Genomic DNA, 12,033 nt, shown 5'->3' with positions numbered 1-12,033 from the left:
ACATCACTCTCTTCTTTTCAACTTCTTTTGTGTAGCTTCTTCATTATCATGGTTTTAATTATGAAAATCACTTCTTGTTTTTTTCATGATATTAAAAAAAACGACTAGTTGAAACGATCGTTTAAATCTTGCGTTTTCGAGAAGGGGGAAAGAGGATTTGAAAAAGAAGAGCTTTTTTGTGGGAAGAAAAGGTTATCTTTCCCATTAGCAATAAGATAAAATAAAAAAAAATGAACAAAAAGTTGCATGTGTCAAAAAAAAGACAGATCTTTACAAACGACTAAATGAAACGATCGTTTCAACTAGTCGTTTTATGAAAAAACATTTAGACCATAAGATAGATGAGTAATAGCTACAAGTTGTGATGTTGTGTCTATATGAAAAAATCAAATTGTTAAGTAGATTGTGTTTTTTTGATTTATACCTTAAATTCTAATTTTATGAGTAATGTAGTATTTTGGAGACAGGTGTTTCTGGGAGCCTCTTTATTCCTTTGCGGCGGATATCCCATCATCGCTGCGGAAGTTGGCGATTTAACACCAAACGTAGGAACTCGTAGCCTACAACAAGATGGACGTAGAGTCATTTGTGCTATTTCAGACAAAGCCGGACCAATTGTAGGGGCAAATGTCCTTGTTAAAGGAACCACTATCGGAAATATCTCCGATATGGACGGACGTGTTATTTTAGAAGGTGTGCCTAGTAATGCGATTTTAGTTGTGTCTTACATTGGCTATGTCAGTCAAGAAATTCCTTTAAAAAGTAGTCAGACGAATGTGAGGATTCAATTGGTGGAAGATACTCAAGCTTTGGATGAAGTGGTAGTAGTTGGATATGGTACGCAATCGAAGAAGGACATTACCGGTTCTGTTGCTGTTGTTTCTACAGACGCTATCCACGAGACTCCGGTGGCGACTTTCGCCGAGGCTTTGCAAGGAAAAGCATCCGGTGTGTATATCTCTAATTCCGGAGGTCCCAGCGGTGAGACTACGATCCGTATTCGTGGTGTGGGTTCTCTTAATAGTTCAGACCCGTTGATTGTTGTGGATGGTGTATCCGGGGTGGATATCAGTTCCGTAAACCCGAATGATATTGAGTCTATGCAAGTGTTGAAGGATGCTTCAGCTACCGCTATTTATGGTGCACAAGGTGCGAATGGCGTAATTATCATTACGACGAAGCAGGGTACGCGTGCTGATCGTGTTCGTGTCTCTTATAATGGATATTTTGGTGTCGCTAAGATGGCTAACAGCGGTTATGATTTGTTGAACGGTTGGGAATCGATGGAATTCGAGGAATTAGGACAGCAGAATCTGTATAACTATCGTGGTTTGGCAACCTCTCATCCTCAATTCGGGCAAATCGCCGCTACGGGTGGTAAAGGTATTTCGATGCCTTATGCGATTAAGCCGGCCGGTTATAGCGAACAGCAGATTATTGATATGTATGGGAGCGTAGAGGCTTGGGAAAAGTCGTATGTAGACGATGGAAGCAGCTCTTGGGCCCGATCCGCGTATTATCAGATGTTGGCCGACGGTTATTCCGATGCGGAGGCTCGTAAGGGTACCAATTGGTACGATGAGATTGTACAGACCGGAAAGATCCAAGATCACCAGATCTCTTTGGTGGGTGGTGGCGAGAAAGCTACTTATTCTGTCTCTTTGGGTTATACAAATCGAGAGGGTACGATCCAGAATTCTTATTTCAAACGTTACTCTTTACGTACGAATACGACCTATAATCCTAATAAGTATTTCACGATGGGCCAAAATACGAACCTTGCCGCTATGGAAACGGGAGGAGAGTCTGGTCGTCAAGGAGATGCGAACACGTTCGCTAAGACTTATACCATGAATTCGTGGGTACCTATATATAATGTAGGAGGTGATTATACGGGATCCGTGGCACCTAATGCGGGCCGTGATATTTCCGCCGTGCATCAGGTAGCTATGAATGAGAATGATTGGACACGCATGTTTCATGGACAGACTGCGGTTTTTGCCGAGCTTTCCAATCCTTGGATCGAAGGTCTGAAGCTTCGTTCTCAGTTTAGCGCTCGCTTGAATGGTATGTGGAGTTTGGAGATGACCGAACGTCAAAATATGGCGAACAAAGAGGCTTCTGCCAACAATACATTGACTGAGACGGGCAACTGGCGTTTGAACTGGCAGTGGACAAATACGGCTACTTATACCAAGAAGATTCATGAAGATCATAATATTACCGTTGTTTTGGGTACGGAGGCTATCAAACAAGGTGTCGGCCGTTATATGCAAGGAACCCGTATCGATTACATCTTCGAGAGCGATCCGAATACTTGGACACTGGATAATGGTTCTTCTTCTAATATAGGTAACTCTAGCCGTTATCAAAGAAAAGTGACTATGTTCGGCCTTTTCGGACGTGCGGACTATTCTTATAAGGGTAAATATTTGGCGACATTCACGATTCGCCGCGACGCTTCTTCCAAGTTTGGCTCCAAGAACCGTTGGGGTAACTTCCCTTCCGCCTCCTTGGGATGGCGTATGTCTGACGAGAAATTTATGGAGCCTACCCGGAAATGGTTGGATGACTTTAAGCTGCGTGCCGGTTATGGTACGACCGGTAATTCGAATATTGGTTCTTACAACTATGCGTTCCAGTATGGTACGGGAAATTATTATATGTATCCTATCACGGGATCGGATTCAGAGACTTCTCCCGGTTATGTGCTCTCGAACTTGGGTGACTCGGACGCTAAATGGGAAACCACAAAAATGTTTAATATAGGTTTCGACCTTACGGCTTTGAGTAACCGATTGACCGCCGGATTTGACTTTTATGTAAAGAATACCTCAGACTTGCTTGTGCCTGCTAACTGGTCTGCGCTGGTTGGTAACGCATCAAAGCCTAGTATCAATATCGGTGATATGAAGAACAGAGGTGTTGATTTGTCCATTGGATGGAGGGACAAAGTTGGCGAGTTCGGTTATAACATCACGGCTAACATCTCAAGATACAAGAATGAGGTTACCCGGTTGGGATCTTCTGATTTGTTCAACGATACTCGTTTGAGCAAGGTGAATATTACTACGGTGGGCCAACCTGTCGGAATGTTCTACGGGTATCAGATTGAGGGTATTTATCAAAATGAGCAAGATGTTATTTCCTCGGGCGTTCTGCCTTATGGTGTGGCTACGGAAAACGATTTGGTCGCTTCCGCATGGGTAGGCCGATATAAGATGAAAGACGTGAACAACGATGGTAAGATCGACGCGGATGACCGTACGATTATCGGTAATCCTCATCCTGATTTGACCGGAGGTTTCAATATCTCTTTGACTTGGAGAGATTTTGATCTAAGTACTTACATGTATTACTCGATTGGAAATGATTTGTACAAACACTACGAGTACTATACGATGTTTGGAAACTTGCAGTCTAATTATTCGAAAGATCGTTTGGCGAAATCTTGGGATCCGGTGAATAATCCGAACGGTATTTATCCTTTGTGGACAACGACCTCGACCGAGGGCCCCGAGGCTGGTAACGAATCGAACTCCAATTATGTGCAAGATGGTTCTTATCTTCGGATGCAGACGTTGACTTTGGGGTATTCATTGCCTAAGAAGTTGCTGAAGAAGATCGGTTTCGAGAAGATACGTGTATACGGCCAGATCAGTAACGTGTTTACGATAACCGGTTATGATGGATTGGATCCGGAGGTTCGTTCGCATACTTCGTTCGAGAACGAATATGTATCAAGCGATATGAATAAAGGTATCGATTATGGATCTTATGGTATGCCTCGTCAGTTCTTGATGGGTGTGAATGTGACATTCTAACGTATGTGCTTTATAAACGATTAATTTGAATTCATTATGAAAAAAGTTCTTATATATTTTGCGATGGCGGTGGTTCTCGCGTTAGGCAGCACATCTTGTTCCGATTTCTTGGAGATCGAACCAGTAGGTGCGGTTAATGAAACCAATTTAACGGATCAGGAAGGTATTAATTATCTTCTTACCGGCATGTATTCAGCGTTAAATATTCCGGCGGCTACGACTAACTCTTATTTTGGGGCAAGCTTGACAAACTATACGTATGGTGATGTGATGGGCGGTGACGCTAATAAGGGGTCAACGGCTGCGGACCAATCGGACTTCACGTTGTTGGAGACTTTTAGCTTTACGACCGATAATTCCTATATCAAGCGTAAATGGGTGGCAGTATACGATGCGGTGGCTCGTGCTAATAATGTCATGCATTTGGCCGGTTTGATTAAAGATGAGCTTTCCGCTATACCGGGACAGGAGAAAGATTTTTATACCGAGGCCATAGCCCAAGCTCGTTTCATGCGTGGTTTTTATTTGTTTGAGGGTATCAAGAATTTTGGGGCGGCTATTCCTTATGTATCTTTGGAGGATTATGAGTCGTCCGTGAACCCACTGATATCGAATGTGGATGAGAGCGGTAACTATATTTATATTTGGGAACAGGTGGCTGAAGATTTGCAGTATGCTTATGATAATCTTCCCGGCGCATGGCCGGAAGAGCCCGGTCGTGCCAACAAATGGGCGGCTGGAGCGTTTTTGGCGAAACTGAGAATATTCCAGTCTTCTCCCTATAATGGAACGAATGGAACCTCCAACAAATGGACGGAGGCTAAATCGATTTTAGAAACGGTTATCGCTAATGGTACGGATAGCAAGGGCACGAAATATACCTTGACCCCGAGTTATGAGACGCTTTACACGGCGGGCGAGAGCGACTGGACGGGCGAGTCTGTGTTTGACGTCCAGATGGCAATCTCCGGTACGCAGTATTATACCAACGCGATCAATGGTAACTCTCATATCTCATTGTCTGGCAAGATTGGTTCCGGCTGGGGATTCTACCAGCCTTCTTATGACTTGGTGAATGCGCATATGGTGGATGAGAATGGATTGCCTTATCTCGATAAGTCGTATCAAAGCAAAACCTCGGTTACGACAATTGATGGCGATAATGTACCTCATACGGATTTGACGGTTTATACGGATCCTCGGGTTGATGTATCTGCGGGTCGTTTCAATGTGCCCTATATGGATTGGGATATACCAGTTACTATCGATGGCTGGATTCGTGATTTGGCGAATGGCGGTCCGTTCTTGAATAAGAAGAACCTGCCGAAAAAGGCGGATAAGGGAGGCTTGAGCTTGACTACAACCGGTGGCTCAACTGCCAAGAACTTCCACTTGATGCGTGTAGCTGAGCTTTACCTGCTTTATGCTGAGGCTTGTATAGAAACGGGTGATATCAATACTGCCAGAGAATATATCAACAAAGTTCGCGCACGTGCCGCACAAAGTTGTATCATGGCTGCCGACGCGAATAACAATATGGCTTTAACTTCTTCTCCATATGTATTGGAGGATAAGGTGAGCGGAAATACCATTGCTAATACGGCGGCTAATTATCGCATCGGCTTGTATCCTGCGAGTGGCTGGACAGTGGATAAGGCGATAAAAGCCTTGCGTTTCGAGCGTAGGATCGAGTTGGCGATGGAGGGGCATCATTGGTATGATCTTGTGCGCTGGAATGCGGCTTCTGAGGAGCTGGGTAATAAAGGTTCGGGCTTCTTGGCTTATGAAAAGAGATATTTGCTGAAGTACCAATCGGCTACGTATCCGGATAGATTAGTGACACTTCCGATCCCTAACGATGAAATTGTCACCATGGAAGGCGTATTAGTCCAGAATGAGAACTGGAAATAAATTGTAAGTTGATAATCATTGTGGGCCGGGCATGTGATATGTCCGGCCTTTTGTATATTTGTACCGTGAATTCAACAACCCGGTGAGGTTCGGTGTTCTTAAGATAAACAATAAATGAGGATCATTATGAGATTGGTGTATATTTATCATAGCGGATTCGCTTTGGAAGCGGATGGCTTTTCGATCTTGATCGATTATTTCAAGGATAGCGATCCGGACCCGGCCAAGGGATACGTGCGTAGCGAACTCTTGAAGCGTGCGGGCACATTATATATATTAGCGTCGCATTTTCATCCGGATCATTTTCATCCGGAAGTATTGAAATGGAAAGAGCAGAAGCCGGATATCAAATATATCTTTTCCAAGGATATATTGAAGCGTCGGAGGGCCAAGGCTGATGATGCTATTTATTTGAAGAAGGGGGATGCCTATCAAGATGAACTTCTGACCATCAAGGCATTTGGTTCCACGGATGTGGGGATCTCTTTCCTGATAGAGACAGAAGGCAGACGGATCTTCCATGCCGGCGACTTGAATAATTGGCATTGGAAAGACGAGTCCACCCCGCAAGAGGTAGCCGAGGCTGAGGGTAATTACTTGAAGGAACTGGATATAATAGCGAAAGAAACCTCTGTGATGGATCTCGTCATGTTCCCGGTCGATCCTCGTTTGGGTACCGATTTCATGAGGGGCGCCCAGCAATTTATCGATCGTATAAAAACAAGCGTATTTGTCCCGATGCACTTTTGGGAACGTCCGGCGGAGGTTATGGCTTTCGGCCCTTACGCCGAATCGAAAGGATGTCGTTATATCGTATTGTCTGTTCCGGGAGAAGGGACGGATATATAATATATTATTAATGTATAGGTTATTTTAAACGCATAAATTTATTAGGTATGGAAGTTAAAGGTAGATTTGACCATTTCAATATTAATGTATTGGATTTGGATAAGAGTATCGCTTTTTATAATAAAGCGTTGGGATTGAAAGAGCACCATCGTAAGGTAGCGGAAGACGGTTCGTTTATCTTGGTTTATCTAACGGATGAGCAAACCGGTTTCTTGATGGAGCTGACTTGGCTGCGTGACCGGAAAGAACCTTATGAGCTAGGCGACAATGAGAGCCATCTTTGTTTCCGGGTAGCCGGCGATTATGAGGAGGTACGTAAATACCACAAGGAAATGGGAGCGGTTTGCTTCGAGAATACCAAGATGGGATTGTATTTTATTAATGATCCGGATGACTATTGGATCGAGATATTACCGTTGCGATAATTCTCCATTATTATATAACAATGTTGCTTAACATAAGTTTTCGAAAAAAGAAGATAAAATGACAGGAATCTGTAAAATTTTCTTCAAATCGTATTGCAACTTGTGTTAAACCTCTTATATTTGCTACCTAGAAAGAGGAAAATCATTATTAATCCTAAATATAAAATCATGGAGAAGCCTTATGTAGTAGGTATCGATATAGGTGGTACCAACACTGTTTTTGGTGTAGTTGACGCAAGAGGAACAATCTTGTATAGTGGATCAATTAAGACTGGTAAATATGCAGACGTTAATGACTATGTAGCGGAATTAGCTAAAGGTCTGAAGTCTGTTATTGATCAGGCTGGTGGTCCGGATAAGATTAAAGGTGTGGGTGTAGGTGCTCCGAACGGAAACTTTTTCAACGGATGTATCGAATTCGCTCCGAACTTGCCTTGGAAAGGTAAGATTCCTTTGGCTCAATTGATCAGCGAACAGATCGATGGTATTCCTGTTGCTTTAACAAACGACGCCAACGCTGCCGCTATCGGTGAGATGACTTATGGAGCCGCTCGCGGTATGAAAGATTTTATCGTGATCACTTTGGGTACTGGCGTGGGTAGCGGTATCGTAATCGGTGGTAACTTGGTATACGGACATGACGGTTTTGCCGGTGAGTTGGGCCACGTTATCATGCGTCGTAACAACGGTCGTCAGTGTGGTTGCGGTCGCCAAGGATGTCTGGAGGCTTATGCTTCAGCTACCGGTGTGGCTCGTACGGCTCGTGAATATCTGGAAATCCGTAAGGACGAGAGTGTTCTTCGCGACTTGGATCCGGATGAAATCACTTCAAAAGACGTATACGACGCAGCTATGAAGAATGATAAGATCGCTCTTGAGATTTTCGAGGCTACCGGCTCTATGTTGGGAGAGGCTTTCGCTGATTTCGTAGCATTCTCTAGCCCGGAGGCTATCATTTTGTTTGGCGGTCTTACGAAAGCTGGCGATTTGATCATGAACCCGATTAAACGTTCAATGGAGAAAAATATGTTGAAGGTTTACGCAGGTAAGACTAAATTATTATTCTCTCAATTGAAAGAGAGCGACGCTGCCGTATTAGGAGCAAGTGCTTTGGGTTGGGAAGTAAGAGACCAAAGCGCTGGTTTGGAAGTCTAAATCCGGTTTTACGTATAACGAAAAGACATTTGCGAAATAAGGCAAGCCGCATCTATATTTAGGTGCGGCTTGTTGTTTTTAATTGAATTATAAATCATAAAGTATGAGACATCCGTTGTATCAATTTCAGTTTTGCCCGGTTTGCGGGGCAAAAGCTTTCGTGGAACATAACGAGAAAGCGAAAAAATGTATGGCGTGCGGTTTTGTTTATTATTTCAACCCGTCGTCGGCTGTCGCTTGTTTCATAAAGAACGCTAAGGGGGAGTTATTGCTGGTTCGCCGAGGAAAAGAGCCGGCTAAAGGTACATTGGATTTGCCCGGTGGCTTCGTCGATATGTTTGAGTCGGGGGAGGAGGCCGCTCGCCGGGAAGTAAGGGAGGAGACGGGGTTGCATATCCAGAATTGCCGTTATTTGTTTTCCTTGCCTAATTTATATATGTATTCCGGCTTTGAGGTGCATACGCTGGATATGTTTTATGAGTGCTTGGTAGATGATTTCAATAACGTGCATGCGGAAGATGATGCCGCCGAGATCGTGATCCTTCGCCCGGAGAATGTGAATCCGGAAGACTTCGGTTTAGACTCTATCCGAAAGGCGGTACCAGCCTATCTTAGAAAATAACAATTAGGAAAATTGTACGAAAATGAAAGATGATATATCTTATCGTTGCAACATGATACATCTTGTCGTTGTAAGATAATACATCTTCTCCCTATAAGGTGTATCATCTTCCATAGAGATAATTTTAGAACGTGTTGTCCTAAATATTAATAGAACTTGCCTTCTGTTTGGCGCATATTACTTATATTTGCGAATTAGAACGAATAGGCACTGAAGTAAGTGCTTGTATTAAAAAGCAAATGAGTGATGAAAAGAATACTTATTCCGCTGTGTCTGGTAGTAGGCAGCCACATGGCAAGCGGGCAGAGATCGTATCAATTTGATGCGCCGAACCGTTTGTTTGTCGAAGGCAAGGAGTTGTTTAGTTTGAAGAATTATTCAGGTTGCATCGATAAGCTGGAGGCGTATAAACAGCATTCCACGGATGCCGACTTGATTCAAGAAGCCGATTATATGTTGGTCTACTCCGCTTATGAGCAAGGCCGTCCCAATGCCGTTGAGTTATTGAAAGATTATCTGGATGTGTACCCGGCTTCCCGTCATGCGGACGAGGTGAACTTCTTGATCGGTTCCGCCCATTTCGGACAGGGAGAGTATCAGAAAGCTATCTTTTGGTTTAACGAATCGAACATTGATATGCTAAGTCCGGAACAACAGGAGGCTTATTGTTTCCGTCTGGCTTATTCCTTGTTGCAAATCGGGGATATGGAGAAGGCCCGTGGTTATTTCGCACGGATCGAGCAGATTGGAACGAAGTACCGGGAAGCGTCTACCTATTATGTCGCTTATATCGATTACGCAACCGGTAAATACAACAATGCCTTGGTGGAATTTACCCGCTTGAAGGACTTGCCTGATTATAAAGAGCGATCCTTGTACTATATCACGCAAATTTATTTTATCCAGAATAAATACGAGAAAGTGATCAGCGAAGGTAAGGAATTGCTAGCCTCTTATCCGGATAGCGAGAACAATAGCGAGGTTTACCGTATCATGGGTAACGCCTACTATCATCTGGGAAATGAGGATCAGGCGATTAATATGCTGAGTAAATATGTATCCTCGACGGATAGCCCGTTGAGGGGCGATTTATATATCTTGGGCGTATGTTATTACAATAAGGGTAATTACAGTAGCGCCGTGAACGCTTTGGGGCGGACCGTACGTGAGAACGATGCCCTTTCGCAGAACGCTTATCTGTATCTGGGGCAAAGTTATCTGAAATTAAAAGATAAGAATAACGCCCGTATGGCCTTCGAGGCTGCCGCGACTTCTTCTTTCGATAAGCAAGTGAAAGAGGCGGCTATGTATAATTACGCTTTATTGATCCACGAGACCGCTTTCACGGGCTTTGGCGAGTCGGTGACAATCTTCGAGGATTTCTTGAATGATTTTCCGAATTCCAAATATGCCGATAAGGTAAACGATTATCTGGTGGAGGTTTATTTGACTACCAAGAACTATCAAGCGGCTCTGAACTCTATCGATAAGATCAAGCATCCGAGCACGAAGATCTTGGAGGCGAAGCAAGATATCTTATTCCAGTTGGGAACGCAGGCGTTCACGAATATGGAATTGGATAAGGCGGTCGATCTTTTCAGCCGTGCGATCTCGTTGGGCGCTTATAATCTGGAATCTCGTAACGACGCTTATTTCTGGCGTGGGGAATCTTATTATCGCCAAGGTGAGTATAACAAGGCGATTTCCGATTATCGTACCTATTTGAATAATACCCGCCAACGTAATACGGATATGTATGCCTTGGCACATTATAACTTAGGTTACAGCTACTTCAAATTGAAAGAGTATGGCGAGGCGTTGAACCGTTTCCGTCAATACGTGAATTTGGAAAGCAATCAGCAGACTCCGGCTTATGCGGACGCTTATAATCGTATCGGCGATTGTTTATTCCACAACCGTCAGTTCGCTATGGCGGAAGAGAATTATACCCGTGCGGCGCAATTGCAACCGTCCGCCGGAGATTATTCGGTGTATCAGAAGGGCTTCTTGCTGGGATTGCAGAAAGATTATAAGGGAAAGATCAGCGTGATGGATCGCTTGATCCGTGAGTTCCCGGAATCACAATATGTGGATGATGCCTTGTTCGAGAAAGGACGTTCTTACGTGTTATTGGATAACAATCAAGCGGCTGCGGCAAGCTTTGAGCAATTGATGCGTGATTTCCCGCAAAGCAGTCTGGCTCGTAAGGCCGGCGTACAGCTTGGTTTGATTTACTTCAACGACAATCAGCCGGAGAAAGCGGCCGACGCTTATAAGAGCGTGATTAGCAATTATCCGGGTAGCGAGGAGGCGAAAGTGGCCTTGCAAGATTTGAAGTCCGTATATATCGAGCTGAACGATATCAATTCGTTTGCCGCCTATGCGAATTCGTTAGGTGGAAATGTTCGTTTCGAGGTGAGTGAGCAAGACTCCTTGACCTATCTGGCGGCCGAGAAGTTATTTATGCGAGGCGATAATGAGGGCGCTCGTCGTAGCTTGACGAATTATTTGCAAACCTTCCCGCAGGGAGCGTTTAGCTCGAACGCTAATTTCTATTTGGCAAGTATCGCTTTTGCCAAGAAAGATCTGGAGGAGGCGAAACGTCTGTTCTCGTTGGTATTGGAGAGCGGTGATACGAAATTCAGGGAAGAGTCTTGGGCTCGTAAGGCTGAGATCGAGTATCTGGATAAGGATTACGCCGCCGCTATGGAAAGTTTCAAGCATCTACAGGCGGTAGCGGAGAATCCGGAGAATAAGGAGGCCGCTAAATTGGGCTTGATGCGTTGCGCCGAGTTGACCGGTCAGCCGCAAGAGGCTTTGCTTGCCGCCAACGATTTGCTGAAGGAACCGAAGCTATCTCCCGAGATTATGTCCGAGGCCCGTTATGTCCGTGCGAAGGCTTATATCAGCTTGAAGCAGGAGAACAAGGCGTTGGCCGACTTGAAGGAGATCAGCAAGGATACCCGTACGATACACGGGGCGGAGGCTAAATATCTATTGGCTCAATTGTATTATGATAATAAGGATGATAAGAATGCCGAGACTGTCTTGATGAACTTCATCGAGAACGGTACGCCTCACCAATATTGGTTGGCACGGGGCTTTATCTTGTTGGCTGATATTTATATCCGCCAAGGTGATGATTTCCAAGCTCGTCAATATCTGACCAGTTTGCAAAACAACTACAAGGGCGATGATGAGATCGCCGCGATGATCGAAGACAGATTGGGTAAACTAAAGAAATAAA

Annotated in this window: 7 protein-coding genes; all 7 read left to right on the top strand. The window is 44.3% G+C overall.

Annotated features, from left to right (window positions below; genetic code table 11):
• The first annotated feature begins 440 nt into the window (after positions 1-440).
• The 7 genes from NBH07_RS06840 to NBH07_RS06810 all read left to right on the top strand — a co-directional run bounded on the left by NBH07_RS06840 (position 441) and on the right by NBH07_RS06810 (position 12,032).
• Entirely contained in the window at positions 441-3,824 is a 3,384-nt protein-coding gene (locus tag NBH07_RS06840) for a SusC/RagA family TonB-linked outer membrane protein (protein WP_034526655.1), read from the top strand.
• A 36-nt stretch (positions 3,825-3,860) separates the two neighbouring features.
• Positions 3,861-5,735 carry a RagB/SusD family nutrient uptake outer membrane protein gene (locus tag NBH07_RS06835; RefSeq protein WP_005859287.1) on the top strand — a complete coding sequence of 625 codons (1,875 nt, stop codon included), beginning with the start codon at positions 3,861-3,863 and terminating at the stop codon, positions 5,733-5,735.
• Positions 5,736-5,861: 126 nt separating this feature from the next.
• A complete protein-coding gene (locus NBH07_RS06830) occupies positions 5,862-6,584 on the top strand; it encodes an MBL fold metallo-hydrolase (RefSeq protein WP_008779243.1) in 723 nt (240 codons plus the stop codon).
• A 47-nt stretch (positions 6,585-6,631) separates the two neighbouring features.
• Entirely contained in the window at positions 6,632-7,009 is a 378-nt protein-coding gene (locus tag NBH07_RS06825) for a VOC family protein (RefSeq protein WP_005859283.1), read from the top strand.
• A gap of 168 nt (positions 7,010-7,177) precedes the next feature.
• Positions 7,178-8,164, top strand: coding sequence for an ROK family protein (locus NBH07_RS06820; protein WP_005867650.1), 987 nt, complete (start codon positions 7,178-7,180; stop codon positions 8,162-8,164).
• Between the two features lie 103 nt (positions 8,165-8,267).
• Positions 8,268-8,786: an NUDIX domain-containing protein gene (locus NBH07_RS06815; RefSeq protein WP_005859279.1), complete on the top strand. Its 519-nt coding sequence runs from the start codon at positions 8,268-8,270 to the stop codon at positions 8,784-8,786.
• 246 nt (positions 8,787-9,032) lie between these two features.
• Entirely contained in the window at positions 9,033-12,032 is a 3,000-nt protein-coding gene (locus NBH07_RS06810) for a tetratricopeptide repeat protein (RefSeq protein WP_008779244.1), read from the top strand.
• Position 12,033: the final 1 nt, after the last annotated feature.

This window comes from Parabacteroides sp. B2-S-102 (genome assembly GCF_023656665.1).
Classification (GTDB): domain Bacteria; phylum Bacteroidota; class Bacteroidia; order Bacteroidales; family Tannerellaceae; genus Parabacteroides; species Parabacteroides distasonis.
The sequence above is the reverse complement of the archived record's forward strand: the minus strand, read 5'-3'. Positions and strand labels throughout refer to the sequence as shown.

Bases quoted from the DNA above. Each gene is read 5' to 3' on its own strand.
- NBH07_RS06835 (WP_005859287.1), top strand. From the start codon at position 3,861: ATGAAAAAAGTTCTTATATATTTTGCGATGGCGGTGGTTCTCGCGTTA.
- NBH07_RS06840 (WP_034526655.1), top strand. From the start codon at position 441: ATGAGTAATGTAGTATTTTGGAGACAGGTGTTTCTGGGAGCCTCTTTA.
- NBH07_RS06815 (WP_005859279.1), top strand. From the start codon at position 8,268: ATGAGACATCCGTTGTATCAATTTCAGTTTTGCCCGGTTTGCGGGGCA.
- NBH07_RS06825 (WP_005859283.1), top strand. From the start codon at position 6,632: ATGGAAGTTAAAGGTAGATTTGACCATTTCAATATTAATGTATTGGAT.
- NBH07_RS06830 (WP_008779243.1), top strand. From the start codon at position 5,862: ATGAGATTGGTGTATATTTATCATAGCGGATTCGCTTTGGAAGCGGAT.
- NBH07_RS06810 (WP_008779244.1), top strand. From the start codon at position 9,033: ATGAAAAGAATACTTATTCCGCTGTGTCTGGTAGTAGGCAGCCACATG.
- NBH07_RS06820 (WP_005867650.1), top strand. From the start codon at position 7,178: ATGGAGAAGCCTTATGTAGTAGGTATCGATATAGGTGGTACCAACACT.